Annotated in this window: 20 protein-coding genes and 1 tRNA gene; 15 read left to right on the top strand and 6 right to left on the bottom strand. The window is 42.3% G+C overall.

Annotation, left to right across the window (positions count from 1 at the left end; translation table 11 throughout):
* Positions 1-187: 187 nt before the first annotated feature.
* The 8 genes from zapA (at position 188) to IGK61_RS13610 (ending at position 7,498) form a co-directional block, all read left to right on the top strand.
* Positions 188-628, top strand: coding sequence for a cell division protein ZapA (gene zapA / locus IGK61_RS13645; protein ID WP_005228634.1), 441 nt, complete (start codon positions 188-190; stop codon positions 626-628).
* Positions 629-651: 23 nt separating this feature from the next.
* On the top strand, positions 652-1,206 hold the full coding sequence (locus tag IGK61_RS13640) for a CvpA family protein (RefSeq protein ID WP_005234314.1): 555 nt from the start codon (positions 652-654) through the stop codon (positions 1,204-1,206).
* A 78-nt stretch (positions 1,207-1,284) separates the two neighbouring features.
* On the top strand, positions 1,285-3,648 hold the full coding sequence (locus IGK61_RS13635) for an endonuclease MutS2 (protein WP_074535530.1): 2,364 nt from the start codon (positions 1,285-1,287) through the stop codon (positions 3,646-3,648).
* A gap of 96 nt (positions 3,649-3,744) precedes the next feature.
* On the top strand, positions 3,745-4,059 hold the full coding sequence (gene trxA, locus IGK61_RS13630; RefSeq protein ID WP_005228645.1) for a thioredoxin: 315 nt from the start codon (positions 3,745-3,747) through the stop codon (positions 4,057-4,059).
* 282 nt (positions 4,060-4,341) lie between these two features.
* Positions 4,342-4,668 (top strand): PadR family transcriptional regulator, encoded by a 327-nt coding sequence (locus IGK61_RS13625; protein ID WP_010749815.1) that lies wholly within the window; start codon positions 4,342-4,344, stop codon positions 4,666-4,668.
* Positions 4,655-5,335 carry a DUF2812 domain-containing protein gene (locus tag IGK61_RS13620; RefSeq protein WP_010749814.1) on the top strand — a complete coding sequence of 227 codons (681 nt, stop codon included), beginning with the start codon at positions 4,655-4,657 and terminating at the stop codon, positions 5,333-5,335. The genes IGK61_RS13625 and IGK61_RS13620 overlap by 14 nt, the downstream gene beginning before the upstream one ends.
* A 17-nt stretch (positions 5,336-5,352) precedes the next feature.
* Positions 5,353-6,252: an ABC transporter ATP-binding protein gene (locus tag IGK61_RS13615; RefSeq protein WP_005228654.1), complete on the top strand. Its 900-nt coding sequence runs from the start codon at positions 5,353-5,355 to the stop codon at positions 6,250-6,252.
* Positions 6,245-7,498 carry an ABC transporter permease gene (locus tag IGK61_RS13610; RefSeq protein ID WP_074535531.1) on the top strand — a complete coding sequence of 418 codons (1,254 nt, stop codon included), beginning with the start codon at positions 6,245-6,247 and terminating at the stop codon, positions 7,496-7,498. The genes IGK61_RS13615 and IGK61_RS13610 overlap by 8 nt, the downstream gene beginning before the upstream one ends.
* 72 nt (positions 7,499-7,570) lie before the next feature.
* Here the strand turns inward: IGK61_RS13610 and IGK61_RS13605 are convergent, their stop codons facing one another.
* On the bottom strand, positions 7,571-8,284 hold the full coding sequence (locus IGK61_RS13605; protein ID WP_074535532.1) for a gamma-glutamyl-gamma-aminobutyrate hydrolase family protein: 714 nt from the start codon (positions 8,282-8,284) through the stop codon (positions 7,571-7,573).
* Between the two features lie 87 nt (positions 8,285-8,371).
* Positions 8,372-8,746, bottom strand: a complete 375-nt coding sequence (gene gloA, locus IGK61_RS13600; protein WP_005228659.1) for a lactoylglutathione lyase — start codon at positions 8,744-8,746, stop codon at positions 8,372-8,374.
* A gap of 147 nt (positions 8,747-8,893) precedes the next feature.
* On the opposite strand from gloA, the gene IGK61_RS13595 reads away from it, so the two are divergent.
* Positions 8,894-9,337 (top strand): NUDIX hydrolase, encoded by a 444-nt coding sequence (locus IGK61_RS13595; protein WP_060792833.1) that lies wholly within the window; start codon positions 8,894-8,896, stop codon positions 9,335-9,337.
* A 45-nt stretch (positions 9,338-9,382) separates the two neighbouring features.
* On the opposite strand, the gene yidA is transcribed toward IGK61_RS13595, so the two are convergent.
* From yidA to IGK61_RS13580, 3 genes are read right to left on the bottom strand one after another with little or no spacing between them, the layout of a single operon-like run.
* Entirely contained in the window at positions 9,383-10,201 is an 819-nt protein-coding gene (gene yidA / locus IGK61_RS13590; protein ID WP_016619757.1) for a sugar-phosphatase, read from the bottom strand.
* 9 nt (positions 10,202-10,210) lie between these two features.
* The gene (locus IGK61_RS13585) at positions 10,211-11,581 is read right to left on the bottom strand and encodes an HD domain-containing protein (RefSeq protein ID WP_074535533.1); all 1,371 of its coding nucleotides are present in this window, start codon (positions 11,579-11,581) and stop codon (positions 10,211-10,213) included.
* Positions 11,565-12,386 (bottom strand): lipoate--protein ligase family protein, encoded by an 822-nt coding sequence (locus IGK61_RS13580; protein WP_074535534.1) that lies wholly within the window; start codon positions 12,384-12,386, stop codon positions 11,565-11,567. Before IGK61_RS13580 ends, IGK61_RS13585 begins: the two co-directional genes overlap by 17 nt.
* Before the next feature lie 223 nt (positions 12,387-12,609).
* On the opposite strand from IGK61_RS13580, the gene IGK61_RS13575 reads away from it, so the two are divergent.
* Positions 12,610-13,047, top strand: coding sequence for a DUF1934 domain-containing protein (locus IGK61_RS13575; protein WP_074535535.1), 438 nt, complete (start codon positions 12,610-12,612; stop codon positions 13,045-13,047).
* Positions 13,048-13,131: 84 nt separating this feature from the next.
* Positions 13,132-13,740 (top strand): DNA-directed RNA polymerase subunit delta, encoded by a 609-nt coding sequence (gene rpoE, locus IGK61_RS13570; RefSeq protein WP_005234347.1) that lies wholly within the window; start codon positions 13,132-13,134, stop codon positions 13,738-13,740.
* A 166-nt stretch (positions 13,741-13,906) separates the two neighbouring features.
* On the opposite strand, the gene IGK61_RS13565 is transcribed toward rpoE, so the two are convergent.
* Positions 13,907-13,978: transfer RNA gene (locus IGK61_RS13565), tRNA-Arg, on the bottom strand.
* A 51-nt stretch (positions 13,979-14,029) separates the two neighbouring features.
* Here IGK61_RS13565 and rpoN point away from each other — a divergent pair.
* The 4 genes from rpoN to IGK61_RS13545 all read left to right on the top strand — a co-directional run bounded on the left by rpoN (position 14,030) and on the right by IGK61_RS13545 (position 18,961).
* Positions 14,030-15,349: an RNA polymerase factor sigma-54 gene (rpoN, locus tag IGK61_RS13560; protein ID WP_175445279.1), complete on the top strand. Its 1,320-nt coding sequence runs from the start codon at positions 14,030-14,032 to the stop codon at positions 15,347-15,349.
* 242 nt (positions 15,350-15,591) lie between these two features.
* A complete protein-coding gene (locus IGK61_RS13555; RefSeq protein ID WP_005228675.1) occupies positions 15,592-16,629 on the top strand; it encodes a sugar-binding transcriptional regulator in 1,038 nt (345 codons plus the stop codon).
* A gap of 40 nt (positions 16,630-16,669) precedes the next feature.
* Positions 16,670-17,671: a type I glyceraldehyde-3-phosphate dehydrogenase gene (gene gap, locus IGK61_RS13550; RefSeq protein ID WP_005228677.1), complete on the top strand. Its 1,002-nt coding sequence runs from the start codon at positions 16,670-16,672 to the stop codon at positions 17,669-17,671.
* Between the two features lie 99 nt (positions 17,672-17,770).
* The gene (locus IGK61_RS13545; protein ID WP_005234355.1) at positions 17,771-18,961 is read left to right on the top strand and encodes a phosphoglycerate kinase; all 1,191 of its coding nucleotides are present in this window, start codon (positions 17,771-17,773) and stop codon (positions 18,959-18,961) included.
* The last annotated feature ends 63 nt before the right edge of the window (positions 18,962-19,024 follow it).

The following is a 19,024-nucleotide window of genomic DNA, read 5'->3' as shown; positions in this document are numbered from 1 at the left end:
TAGGTAGACAAAAGGATACTTTAAGATTTTACCATACTTCTTATTCTTTTTTACTAAGACGATCAGCAAACAAACGATTGGCATGGAAATTCATAAGAAAATCACGTATAATAGTTAAGAGTTTGCGACACATGTTCAATAAGTGATAGAATAGAGCAGAATGTAAGCAATGGGAGGAAATATTCCTATGACGGAGCAAAAGAAACGCTATAAAGCAGTTATCGCGAATCAAAGTTACACGATTATTGGACGCGAAAGCAAAGAACACATGGATATGGTGACAAGATTGGTCAATGACCAACTGCTTGAGATCATGCAATTATCGCCACAAACCGATCAAGAACAAGCGTCGATCTTATTAGCGATCAACGCTGTTTCCGACCAGCTGAAAAAACAAGAACAGCTGTTGGTCCTACAAAAAAAAGTGGACGAGTTGCGGGGACAAGCCATTAAAGCAACGGAGCTTGAGAATCGCATCAAGCGGATCGAAGCGATCGAATCCGAAGCACGGAAAGTTCTCGATGAGACAGGTCGCAGTGATGTGGAGATCCATAATCATGTGGAAGCACAACAGATCTTAAATGAACAAAGGAAACGAAAAATTCAAGAAAAGACAGCCCATGGGTAGTGCGGCGTAGAAAGGATTCCTAAATGATTGGATTATTTGTCTTGGTTTTGTTGTTGGCAGCCTTTTATGGCGGCGCGCGGCGCGGAACCAGTTTACAATTGGTCTCAGTTTTGGGCTATTTGATCTCTTTTTTCTTTGCAGTTGCGAATTACCAAGAAATTGCGAAAAAAATTGAGCTCTATGTTCCTTATATGTCAGTAACGGCGGATTCAAAGTTAAAATACTACGATATGGAACTGGCTTTAGATTTAGACAAAGCCTATTATGCGGCCATCGCTTTTGTGATGGTGCTCTTTGCTGGTTGGCTGATCACCAAACTATTAGTGATTTTTGCAGACAGTTTGCGTTACAAACGCCTACGTTTTTTAGGCGGCTATGACTGGGCAGTTGCGGGTGTTTTGAATGTCATCTTGATGTATATCAATTTGTATATGTTTTTCATGATTCTCTCAATGATCCCGTTTGCCACGATTCAAAATCTGTTTGAAACGAGCGGAACTGCGAATTTCATCGTTGATCGGTCACCGATTCTCTCAGATTACTTCTATCGATTGTGGATCACAGATGTGATTGGGTAAAAAGCAGGCAGATGGTTGCAGAGCCATTCTGCCTTTTTCTTAGGAACAAAAAGTTAAAACAAAGCAGGTGAGAAAAGAATGAATACTAAGATCCTTGATGTTTTAGGATTTGAACAAGTAAAGAGTCAAATCGGTCAGTATATCGTAACAGCCCAAGGAAAAGAAGCTTTAGCAAAGCTTGCGCCATCAAGTGATGCGCAGGTCATTTCCTCTTGGCTAGCAGAAACAGAAGACGCGATCAAGATCCAACGTTTAAGAGGCGGAATCCCTGTACCAAAGATTGAGAATATTCGTCCCCAAATGAAACGGATCGAAATTGGCGCCGATTTAAACGGCATTGAGTTGGCACAAGTTGCCCGTGTCTTATCAACTACGCAGGAATTGAAACGCTTTTTTGCTGATTTGTCTGAAAGCGAGATTGAATTTTCCCGCTTGTATCACTGGGAAGAACAGTTGGTGTCTTTGCCAACCTTGAATCGACGCTTGAAAGAAGCGATCGATGAGGATGGCCGAGTCACAGATGATGCCTCTCCAGCACTACGTGGAATTCGCCAATCGATCCGACGAGCAGAACGGACGATTCGCGAGACATTGGATGGCATCGTCCGAGGTGGCAATGCAAAGTATCTAAGTGATACGATCGTAACCATGCGAAATGAGCGTTATGTGATCCCAGTCAAACAAGAGTACCGAGGTGTTTTCGGCGGGGTAGTCCACGACCAAAGTTCCTCTGGTCAAACCTTGTTTATCGAACCGAAACAAGTAGTGGAACAAAATAACCGTTTGCGCCAGCATCAAATTGCGGAACGGGATGAAATTACACGTATTCTAGCAGAATTGTCAGCAGAGTTAGCCCCATATCAAAGAGAGATTCTCCATAATGCGTATGTGATCGGGATCATGGATTTCATGAATGCCAAGGCTCGTTTTGGAAAAGAGATGAAGGCAATCGTACCAGCGATCAATCAAGACAACCATGTCTTTTTTAAGCAAGCACGTCATCCATTGATCGATCAAGAAAAAGTCGTTCCTAACGATATTACGATTGGAAAAGAGTATCAAGCCGTTGTCATTACTGGGCCGAATACCGGTGGGAAAACCATCACCTTAAAAACATTAGGGCTATTGCAGATCATGGGCCAAGCTGGTTTACCGATTCTGGCAGAAGAAGAAAGCCAAATGGGTGTCTTCAATGAGATTTTTGCGGACATTGGGGACGAACAATCCATTGAGCAAAGTCTATCGACCTTTTCTTCTCATATGACAACGATCGTTGAAGTGTTGAAAAAAGTCGACGAGACAAGCTTAGTTCTCTTTGATGAATTAGGCGCAGGAACCGATCCTCAAGAAGGGGCGGCACTAGCGATTGCGATTTTGGACGAACTTGGGGCTAAGTCGGCTTATGTCATGGCGACGACCCATTATCCTGAATTGAAGGTTTATGGCTATAACCGATCAAATACGATCAATGCCTCTATGGAATTTGATGTTGATACCTTAAGTCCGACCTATCGCTTGTTGATCGGGGTTCCAGGACGAAGCAATGCGTTTGAGATTTCGAAAAGACTTGGCTTGCCAGAGACGATCATTGATCAAGCCAAAGAGATTATGGATGGAGAAAGCCAAGACCTGAATGAAATGATCGCTGATTTAGAAAATCGAAGAAAAATGACGGAAACCGAGTATCTTGAAGTCCGTCATCATGTAAAAGAAGCGGCCCGCTTGCACCAAGAGCTAGAAGCAGCCTATAGTTATTTCTTTGAAGAACGTGAAAAAGAATTGGCGAAAGCTCGGCAAAAAGCCAATCAGATCGTTGAAGAAGCCAAAGAAGAATCTGAAAAAATCATTGCCGATATTCGTAAAATGCAGTTAGCCGGCGGTCAAACGAAGGTCAAAGAACACGAGCTGATCGACGCGCGCACCAAGTTATCAGGGCTACAGCAAGAAGAACATCTGCAAAAAAACAAGGTTCTGCAAAAAGCCAAGGCAGCCAAGACGCTGAAAGAAGGAGACGAAGTGCTCGTAACTTCTTATGGGCAGCGAGGAGTCTTGTTGAAAAAAGCCGGTAAAAATCAATGGCAAGTCCAAATCGGTATTTTGAAAATGAATTTGCCAGAAACAGATCTCCAACCAGCAGCGCCAGTGAAGGAGCCTACACAGCGTATCGTCAATACGATTCGTTCTGCTGACAGCAGTCCAGTGGTCAATCAGTTGGATTTACGAGGCAAGCGGTACGAAGAAGCCCTCAATGAAGTGGATCAGTATTTGGATGCAGCGATTTTGGCAGGCTATCCGCAAGTGACGATCGTCCACGGAAAAGGAACCGGTGCGCTGCGTCAAGGGATTACCGATTATTTGAAAAACCATCGCTCGGTGAAAAGTTTTGAATTTGCGCCAGCAAATCAAGGGGGCAATGGGGCGACCATAGTGAAGTTTAACTAACCTTTAAGAACCCTTACCTTTTGTAAGCAGACGATTTTAAAAAACTTCCGATACGTGGTATACTTTTTTTAGTTTTAAAAATGGAGGGGAAGTACGATGGCAAAAGAAATTACTGATAAAACTTTTTCAGAAGAAACCGATAAAGGCTTAGTCCTTATTGATTTTTGGGCAACTTGGTGTGGTCCATGTCGGATGCAAGCGCCGATCTTGGAACAATTAGCGAACGAATATGAAGAAGACGAATTGAAGATCGTGAAAATGGATGTGGATGAAAATCCTGAAACACCAGCTTCATTCGGGATCATGTCTATTCCAACTTTGTTGTTGAAAAAAGACGGCCAAGTCGTTGATAAAGCAATTGGGGTGCATACAAAAGATCAATTGAAAGCTTTAGTTGCGGAACATATGTAATAGAAGAAACGTTTTTGAAGCAATAGCCGAAAGTGGCTATTGCTTTTTTTATTTTGGGGACAAAGTCTTTGAAGAATGCCTTTGACGTTTCTAACTTCTACTCTTTGTTCCATGCACTGCTGTTGGGGTTCACTCAATTGCTAACGAGAAAAGTGAGAATGAACATTAAGAAAGCAGTCATTCTCCAGCAATGTTAGCAGATCAGAAAAAAAAGATTGACGCTGGTTATATCATTCGATAATATATCATTAAGTGATATAGCTAGTGGGACGGAGGAATCAAATGGATGAGGCATTGACAGATTCAACCTATTTGATTTTATTAGCGCTTTTAAAGCCGAAACATGGGTATCTCATCATGAAACAGATCCATGAGCTAAGCCAAGGGACGTTTGAGATTGGTCCCGCAACGATGTATACGATTTTAAAGAAGCTGACGAAAAAGGGGTGGATCGATTTAGAGGAGAGCGTTGACCGAAAAAAAATCTATCAGATTACACCAGAAGGAAGACAAGTTCTGGAGAGAGATATTCAACGGCGCAAATTATTTTATCAAATCGGAGAACAGGTTTTCGAAGCGTTAGGGGGAGAGCAAGATGGGCATCAATAAGAAATACCTTCTTTCACTTGGTGTAGCCTATTACCCAGAAAAGGAAATGGTTCGTCTGCAAAAACAAGCGTCGTTAGGGTGGCACTTTGTGAAGATGAATCGGTTAGGGTTTTTGAAGTTTATCAAAGGAGACCCAGAAACGACCAAATATGCAGTAGACTTTTTCGAAGGAGAGCCCTCTGAGATCGTTGATTACTTAGCGATGTATCAAGCAGGAGGCTGGACTTATATCAGCAATTATAAAGATCGCTATTTTTATTTTAAAGCGTCTCCTGACACACCAGCGATTTTCAGTGACCAAGAAAGCTATCAAGAACGGATCGATAATGAAACACGGTATTTAATGAAAAAATCGATTCTACTTTCGGTGATCAGTTTAGTGATATTAGCAGCGATTTACTTTTTGATCCGTTATTTCAATATTCGCACAAATCCATTTTGGTCCTTTGGACTAGGATTGATTACGGGGCTGGTGTTTATCCCGATTGGGGTAGGATTGACCACGATCCTGATGAAATTCTTATATAAAAATCGAGCAAGTTATTACAATGAACCAGAGAAACTGGCGAAGCGTCAACGAGTGATCCGCGATACCGTCATCTTGATGTTTGTCGGAGCGATCATTGGCGCCGTTATCGGCTTTTTCTTTAGTGATATATTTTATTAGATAGGGAAGGTGAGCATGTGTTAGAAGCAAAACAATTAGTAAAAACATTTGGCGATTATACAGCAGTCGATCAATTGTCCTTTACCATCAATGATGGACAGATCATGGGCTTGATTGGTCAAAATGGTGCTGGTAAAACGACGACATTCCGATTGATCTTGGATTTCTTGAAAGCCGATCAAGGGGAAGTATTGTGGGATGGCCATAAAATTAGTGAAAAAGAATACAATATTATCGGCTATCTGCCAGAAGAACGCGGCTTGTTTCCAAAAGTAACGATTGAAGATCAATTGATCTATTTCGCGCGGTTACGAGGCAAGAAGAAAGAAGACATCGTACCAAAAATCGACTATTGGATGGACAAATTTAAAGTCAAGGGCAAGAAAACCGATAAAGTCAAATCGCTATCAAAAGGAAATCAGCAAAAAGTTCAGCTGATCTCAACGTTGATCCATGAACCAAAATTGGTGATTTTAGATGAACCATTTAGTGGGTTAGACCCCGTCAATGCAGAACTGTTGAAAAATGGGATCATTGAACTGAAAAAAAATGGCTCATGTGTCATTTTCTCCAGTCATAATATGGATAATGTGGAAAAAATCTGCGATCACTTGATTATGCTGCGGGATGGTCAAACTGTCTTAAACGGAAAAGTTCATGAAATTCGTGAATCCTTTGGGCGGACGAAAGTCTATTTAGAATCCAACTTGACGAAAGAACAGCTCTTGGCAGTGGCAGGTGTCGAGGAAGTTCTTGCCAGAGAAGATGGCAGCTATGATATTACGATCGCTGATCCTGCAGTAGGAAAAACCTTATTTGATTTAGCAACGGCGGATGGTTATATCCCTATGTTCAATCAACAACCGCCAACGTTAGAAGAAATCTTTAAGCGGAAGGCGGGAAAAATAAATGAGTAAGTTTTGGGTAATCGCATTAGATGTTTATAAAAAAAATATCAAATCAATTTCGTTTTTGATTATGATTCTCGTGCCATTTATTGCAACGGGGGCATTTTATCTCATTGGTTATTTTGCTGATGGTATGAACAGTGTCGACAAAATTGCCGTTTATGCGAATGAACCAGCCATTGCGCAGACCTTTGTGGACCAAAGCGGCGATGATTTTGAATTTGAAATTGTTGACAGCGAAGAACAAGGGCAGCAACAGATGGCAGACAAAGATGCTGATGCTTTGTTACTTATTACTGCTTCTGGGGATACGCTGCAAGGGGAATTATTAAGCGAGTCCTCGATGGGGCAAGCTTTAGAGCTGACGATCCAACAGTTATTGACGGGTTTGCAGTCTTCCTATAGAGCTAGTGAGCTTGGCTTGACTGCTGAGCAAGTGGCAGTCCTTAGTGAAGTCGCACCGCTTGATCGTCAAAAAGTTTCCTTCGGTGAAGATGGCGAAATGACTTATGGGGAAGACAATACCGCGATGCAATCACTAGTAAGTATGATCGCAACAATCATCCTCTTTTTCTTTATCATTACTTACGCACAGATCATTGCACAAGAGATCGCTTCTGAAAAAGGCACACGCATCATGGAAGTCATTTTGTCTAGTACACGGGCGCAAACCCATTACTATGCCAAATTGACTGGGGTGATCATGGTTGCAGCAACCCAGCTAGTTGCGTATGTTGCGATTTTTGGTGGGAGCTATTTCTGGATCAAGGATAACCCAATGGTAAAAGACTTGTTGGCAAACTTTTCGACAGATGGCATTTTTGGTCCCTTCTTGGTGTTTGCGATCGTTTTCGTCTTCTTAGGAATTTTGATCTACTCGGTCTTGTCAGCCCTTTGCGGGTCGTTAGTGAACAAAGCAGAAGATACGGCAAAAGCCATCATCCCAGTGACGTATCTTTCATTGGGCGGGTATATGCTTGGAATCGTGCTAGGCGGAATGGATCCTCATAACGTTGTTTTACGAGTAACCTCTTATATCCCATTCTTGTCCTCTTATATTATGCCAGTACGGCTTGCGAATGATACTGTGGGTATCGGCGGTGCATTGATTTCAGTAGGGATCCTTGCTGTTACCACAATTGTCCTGATGCTGGTTTCTGCAAAAATGTACAAATCAAATGTCTTGATCTATAACGACAATGGCATTTTAGCAACGCTAAAACAATCACTAGTGTTAATGAAAAACGAGAAATAAGCAAAACGCCCGATCCTTTTCGTAATCGGGCGTTTTTTATTCGCTAAAATCTAGAAAACAAGGTGCAAGCCTTTAGAATTCCTGCACAAAAAAGTTGAAGATCGATTGCTCAGAAGGCAGCTTGTGAGCGGCTAGCTCAGGATGCCACTGAATGCCGAAGATCGGTGCGCCATAGGCGGTGGATTCAATGGCTTCAACGACACCATCAGGAGCGGTGGCGGTCACATTGAAATCATCCGCAACGGTTTTGACTGCTTGGTGATGAAAAGAATTGACGTGATAGGTTGTGCCTAAAAGAGCAGCCAAACGACTGTCTGCCTTGATTTTTACCCGATGTGTAGGGAATTGAAAGAACGTCGGCAATTGCACGTGTTTGATCGTTGGGTGATCGATCAAAGAGAGATCTTGGTACAAACTCCCGCCAAATGCGACATTGAGTAACTGCATGCCGCGGCAGATTCCAAAGATCGGTTTGTTTTGAGCCACTGCTTCTTTGATCAATGCCAATTCAAAGACATCACGATCAGGATGAATACCTTGAATCAATGGATGAGGATCTTCGCCATAGTGAACAGGGGAGACATCGTGACCACCGGCTAACAAGAGTTTATCGATTTTGCTGATGTAAGTCGCAGCATCTTCCACGACACCCATTGGTAATAATAGGGGAATGCCTTGAGCTTGTTGGATATGGGTCACAAAATTTTTGGGTGTATAGGACAACCAATGTTCTGCTTCTTCAATCATTGGTCGTTCATTGGCAGCGATGCCGATAATGGGTTTCATTTGATCAAACCTTTCTACTAGTAAATGAATCGAAATGAATCGAAAAAGAAAAAAGGACACGAGGTCCTTTTTTCGATCACCTTCGCTTTATTTTTCGCGAATAACTTCGATTTTGTAGCCATCAGGATCTTTCACAAAATAGTAAGATGGAGAAGTCCCTGGTAGTCCTTTCAAGTCAGTGACGTCAAATCCGGCAGCTTGGTGCTTCTCATGAAGCGCTTCTAGATCATCGGTACTGATGGCGATGTGGCCATAGCCGTCGCCTAACTCATAGCCAGGATGGTCATAGTTATACGTCAACTCTAGCTCGTAATCATCACCAGGCAAAGTTAAGTAAACCAAAGTAAATTTATGTTCAGGAAAATCACGACGGCGAGATTCTTCAAAACCAAAGGCAGTTTGATAAAAATCTAGAGAAGCCGTTAAGTCTTTGACGCGGACACATGTGTGAGCCATTTTCATGGGTAAATCATCCTTTCGATCTTGATAGTTGTATGATAACATATTTTCTCTTTTTGTAACGAATAAAAGACAACCGAGCGTTATTTCCAGCTTGTCCAGACTATTGGCATAGGGTAAAATGGAAAGAAAGTGTTGGTGGAGGGAATCATGCCAGAAAAGGAAATTGTGTTCGGGGAAAAAGAAGCGGGAAAACCATACAAATCACGCTACGGGGCGTATGTCGTTCTTCCAAATGAAAAAAATGAAGTGATCTTGGTGCAAGCACCCAACGGCGCCTATTTTTTACCAGGCGGTGAAATTGAACCAAATGAAAGCAAAGAAGAAGCGATCCAGCGAGAATTAATAGAAGAACTTGGATTTGAAGGAGAGATCGCTGAGTATCTAGGGGAGGCAGTTGAATACTTCTATTCGCGCCATCGCGACACGTTTTACCATCACCCCGGCTATTTCTATTTAATGACCAAATGGAAAAAAGTCTGTGAACCGACAGAAGAAACCAATCAGTTGTCATGGCACACGCCAGAAGAAGCGATCCAACGATTGAAACGCGGCAGCCATAAATGGGCAGTTGAACAGTGGTTGGCAAAATAAAAAAGTCAGGCTTCCGATAAAATGGAAACCTGACTTTTTTTACACTTAGTTATTTGCTAAAACATACTTGTTGATTACTTCTGCCACACCATCTTCTTCGTTTGAAGCAGTTAGGACATCTGCGGCATTTTTCACGTTTTCAGTAGCATTGGCCATCGCCACACCGATACCAGCATATTCCACCATGGTTAAATCATTTTCATTATCGCCGATCGCCATGACTTCTTCTTGTTTGATGCCTAAGTGCTCCGCCAATTTTTTGACAGCAGCTCCTTTATGGGCTTGTTTATTTAGGACTTCCAAGAAGTAAGGAGCACTTTTAACCACATTGTAGTTGTCGGTCAAACTACTCGGCAATTGTGGGATGATCTGATCCAGTATTTCGGGATCATCGATCATCATCATTTTGATGATATTCAAGTCAGCAGTCATTTCTTCTGGTGTCCGATATTTCAATGGCATGTTGACTAAGAAGGCTTCATAAATCGTATAAGGACTGATATCGCGGTTAGCGGTATACATAGTATCTTCGGTTTCTACATGAAGATGAACCCCTAATTTTCTCGCAGTCATCTCAACAAAGAGATAGTCATCTTGGGACAAGCCGAATTCAGAGATGATCTCTTGGTTTTTGGTTTTTTGAACCAAAGAGCCATTGTAGGTAATCACGAAATCATTGTCCGTAAATAAGTCTAGTTCCTTTAATAAATCTTGAACACCAGTTAAAGGGCGTCCCGTACACAAAACGATGCGTACGCCTTGTTTTTCAGCGTCTTTCAATGCCTTGTAAACGGCTGGGGTGATCTTGCGGTCGTTGTTCAACAGGGTGCCATCGATATCGATAGCGATCAATTTGATACTCATAAGTTCCTCCTAGTGGCTTGGTTTGATCAAAGCACCATTGCGAATGTGCTTGGCAAACTCTTGATACGTCTCTCCAAATAAATCATAGTGATTTTGGATGTTGGGGTCAATCATTTCTTTTGGAAAATAAAAGCGTTGGTCACCTTGCGTCTGTCCTGCTAAGGCTGCAACAAGCTGACTGGCTTGGGATAATTCCACAAGGGAACCATCTTTTTCCTGTAATTCGATTTGTGTCCGATGTTTGCCTGAAGTCGGCCGATAAAAATCATAAGGCAGATCGAAGCTTGAATTGATGGCAGTATAATAGCGGGGATTGAAGCCGACTTTTTCCACCAGTCCCTGCATTTCTTCAATCATCGGCAACTGCGTCTCATCGTCAAAGCGAGCGGATTTCAATGGTTTACGATTTAAGAACCGCTTGGCCAAATCGCTGAGGATTGGATCATTTTCTTCCGTCCATTGGGTAAAGTAGGTATTCAGCACGCCATCGTCGAGTTTCAAGTATTCATCTAAGGTGAAATCTTGTTTTAAAAATGGGAGAAGCAGCTGCGAATGGCCTTGAAACAATTCTGAATCCACTTGATACAGTTCTGCAGCTCGATCCAGCAAATGGGCTAAGATCACTTCCATCCCTCGAGAACTCGCATGGAAATAAACTTGCACATACATTTGGTAACGACTGACGATGTAGTCCTCCACAGCGTGCATGCCATTCATAGAAAAAGCAATACCGCCTTCGTACGGACGAATCACTCGTAAAATTCGGGTCAGATCAAACGTGCCGTATTCAGTGCCGGTAAAATAAGCATCGCGTAGCAAGTAGTCCATCCGATCAGCATCGATTTGACTGGAAATCATTTGAACCACTTGGGGATTTGGATAGGTTTTAGTGATAACACTTGCCACTTTCTCAGGAAATCCAGCTTCCACTCGGTTCAATATCTGATGAACTTCCGTTTCAGGAGAAGTGATGATCGCCACTGTGATGGCTTCATGGTCTGTATGGAAAATATGCTCGAAGGTGTGGGAGTATGGTCCATGGCCCACATCATGAAGTAATGCTGCACACAAGGTCACTAAACGCTCCTTATCATCCCAGCCGTTCGGTCCAACTTTTTCAATCGAATAATTGCGTTGGAAAATATCGCAAATGCGGCGGCTGATTTCATAAACCCCCAAGGAGTGAGAAAAGCGGCTGTGTTCTGCTCCGTGAAAGGTGAAAGAAGCAGTCCCTAGTTGTTTGATTCGTCGCAAACGCTGCACTTCTTTGGAATTGATCAAGTCTAAAATCACTTGGTGCTGTACATGGACATAGTTATGAACAGGGTCACGAAACACTTTTTCTATCGCTAAGGTTTGATATTTATATGGTAGGCTCATCGCTAAACTCCTTTATTGGGTGATTTCGCTTTTCCATGCCAGCTAAGCGTTGCTGCATTTGTTCGCTAAGGTCATTTTCTGAAAGCCATTGATCCAGTGACTCAAGCGGATATAGGGATTGGTCTGTGATCAAGAAAAGCAGGGCTTTTTGCAAGCGGTCAATCACCTCTTGTGTGGTAAACTTACGGCCGAGGGCTGCTTCTAAAGTGGTCATGCTCGCAGGATTGACGGCTGGATAGCCATCCGTACCAAAGCGCTCTTTTAAACCTGCTTGGTAAAAACGACGAACGAGAGAGCCGCGGGCTGGTTGGTCGCCATTGATACTCAGATACATCATGACAGCCACGCCGTCTTTGATCCGTCGTTGTGCTGTGCCAGCAATTTTTTTTCCATCAATACTCAGGTCATAGGTGCCTGGGCAGTACGAGTCAGCAATTTCATAAGCTAAAATTGTCCGCTCAGGAAAGGCTGTTTGCAACAATGTCGCCATCATTTCATAGGCTGCATCCGTAGTGGCAGCCAAATGTTTAGGGAAAATGAGGGAGACATTCAAAATACCGGCATCATTGATGACCCCAAGCCCGCCTGAGTTGCGGATGATCGAGGCATAGCCAGCTTCTTTCAAAACCTGCAGACCAGCTGTCAAAAAAGGCAACCTGGTATCTTTCATTCCTAAAATCATCGTATCGGACAACTGCCAAAAATGACAATAAACTTGTTCCTGTTTGCCAGCAGCTTCGGTGGCAACATCGGTGAAGGCAAATGGCTCATAAGGATTGTGGATACGTGGTAAGGTTTGATCCATTATATAGATAGTCAAATCGGTTAAACTCCTTTAAAAATAACTGTTATCCTTATTATATACGATTCTTGGAAAATTACTTGGAGAAAAGAATGAAAACTTGCTTTTGTTTTCGCTTTTTTATTTTCAATGAAGAAATAGACCAAGGAGAATCAACTGAAATGATTGACAAACGAATGAAAAAAAGCAAGAATGAAACTGAAATCTTCAAAGGAGGCACACGTACATGCAAGAATTAGCAAAAGGAATCCCAATCTCGATTCATTTAACAACCAATGTACGACAAGCAGGGGAAACAGAGAACTTTCTGTTTGATCTGCAAGGACAAGCAGTCAAGATCGGTGATACCTTATATATCCGTTACAAAGAGATCCAGCCAGACGGTACCGACGTTCCCGTCACGATGAAAATCATGCCAGACGGATTGATTCAATTGATTCGCTCAGGGGAAATGCGCATGCGCTTGAAATTTTCTTATAAGGAACGTTTAGAGACGAGCTACCAAACCCCGTATGGCTTGATGATGTTCCACACCTTCACCAATCATTTGCACGTTAGCTTGAAAGACCGTCCATATTCGGGAAAGATCGATATCGATTATGACTTGTTCATGGCTGCTGACAAAGTCGGCGAATACAAACTATCTTTAGAATTTACCGCTTGATCAAAGGGAAATTGAAAGAAAAAATTGCAATTTGAGACGTAATTTTGTATGATTAGGAGTAGACTGTGAAAGGACGTGTCCCGTTTGGAAATTAATGTATTTGAAGGTGTAAATAAAAACGAATTGTCGATGATTGAAGTTGCCCATGCGATTTTAGAGCAGCGCGGTGACGTGATGGATTTTTCTGATTTGGTCAACCAAATTCAAAACTATCTTGAAACTTCAGACAGCGAGATTCGTGATTCATTGGCGCAGTTTTATACAGACTTGAATATCGACGGTAGTTTTATTTCTTTAGGCGACAATCGTTGGGGCTTACGTTCATGGTACGCCATTGATTCGATCGATGAAGAAGTCAACCATGGCATCGAAGACGAGGATGAAGATACACCACGTCGTCGCAAACGTAAAAAAGTCAATGCCTTTATCAACGATGATGAAGACGCAATCGATTATAACGATGATGATCCTGAGGATACTGATTTGTCAGATGACGAAGAAGATGATCTCTTTGATGATGATGATGACGAGGATGAAGAAATCTCGGCATACAATTCAGACTTGCAAGAAATCGGCGCCGACAATAGCACCGATGATGAAGAAGAATTACCTGACAGCATTGAGGAAGATCTCACCATTATCGATGACGATGATGAAGATGATTTTGCGGATGAAGAAGAAGAAGAGGAGTAATCCTCTTCTTTTTTTCGCCTTTTGGGCTGCAAGCAGCTTTTAATCGCTGAAGGACGATTTCGTCTTCTTACATAGATACAAATAAAAAAAGGAACCGCATCAGCGGTCCCTAAGTGCTTTTGAATTATTGATTTGAATCGAGTATACTTGTAACGAAAAGAAAAAACGCGCCTTGAGGGAATCGAACCCCCGTCTCAAGAACCGGAATCTTACGTGATATCCACTACACTAAAGGCGCGAAGCACAAATATTAGTTTAACCAATTTCAGTGAAAAAAACAAGAGGTAGAATGATGAAATTTCAACAGCAATTTTCACAACAACAAAAACAGACGCAAAAGCTTGCTATGACGCAGAAATTACAGCAATCAATCCAAGTGCTGCAATTTTCTGCAGACGAATTATTGTCCTTCATAGATAACCAAGCATTAGAAAATCCATTGATTGATCTGGGGGAATATGATTCGCCCATCACACCAAGCAAAAGCAATGGCTCATCAGAACAATTGATGGATTATTTAAGCCAGATCCCTGACCAGCATACGTCTTTATTCGAATACCTCATCGATCAAGTGCATTTAAACTACCGAGATACCTTCTTGCGGACGATCGTTTTATTTTTAGTCGAGTACATTGATTTAAACGGCTTTTTGACGATTGATCTGGAAGAAGCTGGAAAACTTGTTGGTGGGACCCCAATCCAAATGCTTGATGCCTTGACCTTGATCCAGCAGCTAGATCCAGCAGGCGTCGGTGCTCGTGATCTAAGAGAGTGTTTGATGCTACAAACGGAAAGAGATGATTATGCGCCGCCAATGGCCTATCTCATTTTAGAAGAATTCTTCACGGAAATGGCAGAGCGCAAGTGGGATAAAATTAGCAAAGCGCTGCAGATTCCATTAACTGAGATTCAAAAGGTCTTTGATTATATTCAAACATTGACCCCCACACCAGGGGCGGCGTTTGGGTCAACGGATGGGCTTTACATCGTTCCTGACCTGCGAGTGACGGTTGAAAAAGGACAGCCGATCGTGAAATCAAACAAACGCGCCTTGCCAGAGGTTCGCTTTCAGCAGCAGTATTTTGATCAATTGAAGCAAAGCGGTGATCCAGAGGTCTTAAGTTATTTAGACAATAAAGCCCAAGAGTTCGAGTGGTTAAAGAAGACCTTGCTGCAACGAGGGGATACCATCTATCGTGTCGGGGTGCAGATCGTTGCACGGCAAAAGGAGTTTTTCACTCAACCAGATCGCCCATTAAAGCCATTGGTTTTAAGAGAAGTTGCCGAAGAATTAGGGATTCATGAATCGACGGTCAGCCGAGCGGTCAATGGGAAATACTTGGAAACCTCCTTTGGGGTGTTTGAATTAAAACTATTTTTTGGACAGAAAGTTTCGACACAAGAAAGCGGTGATGACCTGACGACGGCATCGATCAAACAGCAGCTAAAAGCACTGATCGATGAAGAAAATAAAAACAAACCATTGTCAGACCAAAAGTTGACAGATGCCCTCAAAGCCCAAGGCATCGATATTTCTAGACGAACGGTGGCAAAGTATCGTGAAGCCATGAATATCCCTGGTTCTTCCAAGCGGAAACGATTCGAGTAAAGCAAAACGTACTATTAGCGAGTAGGAAAGGCAGCAAAGCCTTTCCTTTTTTTATCGATCCTTTCCTCTTTTTCAATTTATGACGATTTTATGAAAAGCAAGATTTTGTGACTGAAATAGTTGCGTATCAAGGCGATAAGTGCTACTATTATTGGTGTAGGAACAGATTTAAATTTTTTTTGCAATCGATGGGTCATTTTAAGTCATTGTAGGACGAAAATTGTCCAACGGGAGGATATAAAATGCTCGATGAATTAAAATTGATTGAGGCAATCACCCCGGATATTCTCGCTGTACTCCAGGAACGTTACCGTATCTTAAGAAATATTTATTGGATGCAGCCCGTTGGCCGCCGGACACTTTCGGAAAGTTTATCAATGACGGAACGCGTGTTGAGGACGGAAACAGATATCCTTAAAAAGCTAAAACTGATCGACTCTTCAAAAAGCGGCATGCAATTGACCGCCTATGGAGAAGAAGTGTACACAAAGATCGGTGCACTGATGGATCAGCTGTTCGGAATGCACCAAATCGAAAAACGATTATCAGAGACCTTTGGCATCGAACGTTGTTTGATTGCGAGCGGCGATGGTGATCGACAACCGAAAGTGATTGCTGAATTTGGTCAGTTGCTGAATGAATCGTTGGATCTCTTATTGCCAGAAGGCAAAAACACCATCGCAGTGATGGGAGGGACGACAATGGCGAAAGTTGCCGAGGAATTGGGCAATTTGGAAACCGCCAAACGTCATAACTTGTTTGTTCCAGCCCGTGGCGGTATCGGAGAATCAGTCAACGTGCAAGCAAATTCAGTCAGCTCAGTAATGGCGATGCAGACAAATGGCGATTATCGCTCCTTGTTTGTACCAGAGCAATTAAGCATGAACACCTACGAGTTTCTCTTGAAAGAACCCGCCATCGTTGATGTCTTAAACTTGATAAGTCAAGCGAATTGTGTTATTCATAGTATTGGACGGGCGTTGCATATGGCGGCTCGACGAAAAATGTCAGAACAAGAAATTCTGATGTTAAAACAAAAAAATGCAGTTGCAGAATCCTTTGGGTATTTCTTTAACGAAGCTGGCGAGGTCGTCTACAAAGTTCCTCGCATCGGACTTCAATTAAAAGATTTGCAAAAAGTCCCAATCATTTTTGCGGTCGCTGGCGGACAATCAAAAGCCAAAGCGGTCAATGCATACATGAAAAATGCACCAAAACAAACCTGGCTCATCACCGATGAAGCTTGCGCAAATGAGATTTTAAAAGGGGCAACCCTTTAAAATAAATATTTTTATGATTTTCATAAGGAGGAAATCTTAAATGACAGTTAAAGTAGGTATTAATGGATTTGGACGTATCGGACGCTTAGCATTTCGTCGTATCCAAGAAGTAGAAGGAATCGAAGTTGTGGCTATCAATGACTTAACAGATGCTAAAATGTTAGCTCACTTGTTAAAATATGATACAACACAAGGACGTTTCAACGGTACAGTTGAAGTTCACGAAGGTTCATTCAATGTGAACGGAAACGAAATCAAAGTTTTAGCTAACCGCAACCCTGAAGAATTGCCTTGGGGCGAACTAGGTGTTGAAATCGTGTTAGAATGTACTGGATTCTTCACTTCTAAAGCAGCTGCTGAAAAACATTTAACAGCTGGTGCAAAACGTGTAGTTATCTCAGCTCCTGGTGGAAACGATGTTCCAACAATCGTTTACAACACAAACCATGAAACTTTAACAGGTGAAGAAACAGTTATCTCTGGTGCTTCATGTACAACAAACTGTTTAGCTCCTATGGCGAAAACATTGAACGACAAATTTGGTGTAGTTGAAGGATTAATGACTACAATCCACGCTTACACAGGTGACCAAATGACTCTAGACGGACCACACCCTAAAGGTGACTTCCGCCGTGCCCGTGCTGCTGCTGCAAACATCGTGCCTAACTCAACTGGTGCTGCTAAAGCGATCGGCTTAGTAATCCCAGAATTGAACGGCAAATTAGATGGTGCTGCTCAACGTGTTCCTGTTGCAACTGGTTCATTAACTGAATTAGTTACTGTTCTTGACAAAGAAGTAACTGTTGATGAAATCAATGCAGCAATGAAAGAAGCTTCAAACGAATCTTACGGTTACAACACAGACGAAATCGTTTCTTCTGATATCGTTGGTATGACTTACGGTTCATTGTTTGATGCAACTCAAACAAAAGTTATGACTGTTGGCGACAAACAATTAGTTAAAACTGTTGCTTGGTACGACAATGAAATGTCATACACTGCACAATTAGTACGTACTTTAGAATACTTCGCTAACCTATAAGAGTTGCGAACGACTTTAATTTAAACCATCGCAAGAGAAAGCGGGGAAGCATCGCGCTTCTCCGCTTTTTTTAACAATTATGCTAGGAGGAATCTGTTCATGGCGAAAATGACAGTTCAAGATATCGATTTAAAAGATAAAAAAGTTCTTGTACGTGTGGACTTCAACGTTCCATTGAAAGATGGAGTGATCGGAGATGATACACGGATCAAAGCAGCATTACCAACAATCAATTACGTGATCGAAAACGGCGGAAAAGCAATTCTTTTCTCACACTTAGGTCGTGTGAAAGAAGAAGCAGATAAAGCTGGAAAATCTTTAGCGCCAGTTGCGAAACGTCTAGGCGAATTGTTAGGCAAAGAAGTAACTTTCGTGGATGAAACCCGCGGCGAAAAATTAGAAGCAGCGATCAACAACATGCAAGATGGCGATGTCGTTGTTTTTGAAAACACTCGTTTCGAAGACATCGATGGCAAAAAAGAAAGCAAAAACGATCCTGAACTAGGTAAATACTGGGCTTCTTTAGGCGATGTTTTTGTAAATGATGCCTTTGGTACCGCACACCGCGCACACGCGTCAAACGTAGGGATCGCTTCAACAGGTATCCCAACAGTTGCTGGTTTCTTAATGGAAAAAGAAATCAAATTCATCGGTGAAGCAGTCGAAGAACCAAAACGTCCAATGATCGCGATTCTTGGTGGAGCAAAAGTATCTGATAAAATCGGCGTAATCGAAAACTTGATTCCTAAAGCAGACAAAATCTTGATCGGCGGCGGAATGACGTATACGTTCTACAAAGCAAAAGGTATGGAAATCGGTAATTCTCTTGTGGAAGCAGACAAAGTAGAATTAGCAAAAGAATTGATCGAAAAAGCTGGCGATAAATTAGTATTACCAGTTGATTCAATCACTGCTGCTGAATTTTCAAATGATGTCCCAACAGAAGAACATACTGGTGATGTTCCTGAAGGACAAATGGGCTTAGATATCGGACCTGAAACTATCGCTTTGTTTGCTGAAACATTAAAAGGCGCAAAAACAGTCGTTTGGAACGGACCTATGGGTGTGTTTGAAATGTCTAACTTCGCAAACGGTACGATCGGTGTTTGTGAAGCAATTGCCAACCTTGAAGATGCAACAACGATCATCGGTGGCGGTGACTCTGCAGCTGCAGCAGAACAATTAGGTTTTGCTGACAAATTTACCCACATCTCAACAGGTGGCGGTGCCAGCCTTGAATTGCTAGAAGGAAAAACACTTCCTGGCCTAGCTGCGATCAACGATAAATAATCAATGACAAGCCGTGCAAAGGATCTCCTTTGCACGCTTGATAACGAAAAGGAGTGCCAGAAC

Source organism: Enterococcus sp. AZ063 (genome assembly GCF_051715045.1).
GTDB classification, from domain to species: Bacteria; Bacillota; Bacilli; order Lactobacillales; family Enterococcaceae; genus Enterococcus_D; species Enterococcus_D casseliflavus.
This window is presented reverse-complemented; position numbering and strand designations above follow the sequence as displayed.

Excerpts from the sequence above, each read along its gene's own strand:
- zapA (WP_005228634.1), top strand. The coding sequence starts at position 188 with ATGACGGAGCAAAAGAAACGCTATAAAGCAGTTATCGCGAATCAAAGT.
- IGK61_RS13640 (WP_005234314.1), top strand. The coding sequence starts at position 652 with ATGATTGGATTATTTGTCTTGGTTTTGTTGTTGGCAGCCTTTTATGGC.
- IGK61_RS13635 (WP_074535530.1), top strand. The coding sequence starts at position 1,285 with ATGAATACTAAGATCCTTGATGTTTTAGGATTTGAACAAGTAAAGAGT.
- trxA (WP_005228645.1), top strand. The coding sequence starts at position 3,745 with ATGGCAAAAGAAATTACTGATAAAACTTTTTCAGAAGAAACCGATAAA.
- IGK61_RS13625 (WP_010749815.1), top strand. The coding sequence starts at position 4,342 with ATGGATGAGGCATTGACAGATTCAACCTATTTGATTTTATTAGCGCTT.
- IGK61_RS13620 (WP_010749814.1), top strand. The coding sequence starts at position 4,655 with ATGGGCATCAATAAGAAATACCTTCTTTCACTTGGTGTAGCCTATTAC.
- IGK61_RS13610 (WP_074535531.1), top strand. The coding sequence starts at position 6,245 with ATGAGTAAGTTTTGGGTAATCGCATTAGATGTTTATAAAAAAAATATC.
- IGK61_RS13605 (WP_074535532.1), bottom strand. The coding sequence starts at position 8,284 with ATGAAACCCATTATCGGCATCGCTGCCAATGAACGACCAATGATTGAA.
- gloA (WP_005228659.1), bottom strand. The coding sequence starts at position 8,746 with ATGAAAATGGCTCACACATGTGTCCGCGTCAAAGACTTAACGGCTTCT.
- IGK61_RS13595 (WP_060792833.1), top strand. The coding sequence starts at position 8,894 with ATGCCAGAAAAGGAAATTGTGTTCGGGGAAAAAGAAGCGGGAAAACCA.
- yidA (WP_016619757.1), bottom strand. The coding sequence starts at position 10,201 with ATGAGTATCAAATTGATCGCTATCGATATCGATGGCACCCTGTTGAAC.
- IGK61_RS13585 (WP_074535533.1), bottom strand. The coding sequence starts at position 11,581 with ATGAGCCTACCATATAAATATCAAACCTTAGCGATAGAAAAAGTGTTT.
- IGK61_RS13580 (WP_074535534.1), bottom strand. The coding sequence starts at position 12,386 with ATGGATCAAACCTTACCACGTATCCACAATCCTTATGAGCCATTTGCC.
- IGK61_RS13575 (WP_074535535.1), top strand. The coding sequence starts at position 12,610 with ATGCAAGAATTAGCAAAAGGAATCCCAATCTCGATTCATTTAACAACC.
- rpoN (WP_175445279.1), top strand. The coding sequence starts at position 14,030 with ATGATGAAATTTCAACAGCAATTTTCACAACAACAAAAACAGACGCAA.
- IGK61_RS13555 (WP_005228675.1), top strand. The coding sequence starts at position 15,592 with ATGCTCGATGAATTAAAATTGATTGAGGCAATCACCCCGGATATTCTC.
- gap (WP_005228677.1), top strand. The coding sequence starts at position 16,670 with ATGACAGTTAAAGTAGGTATTAATGGATTTGGACGTATCGGACGCTTA.
- IGK61_RS13545 (WP_005234355.1), top strand. The coding sequence starts at position 17,771 with ATGGCGAAAATGACAGTTCAAGATATCGATTTAAAAGATAAAAAAGTT.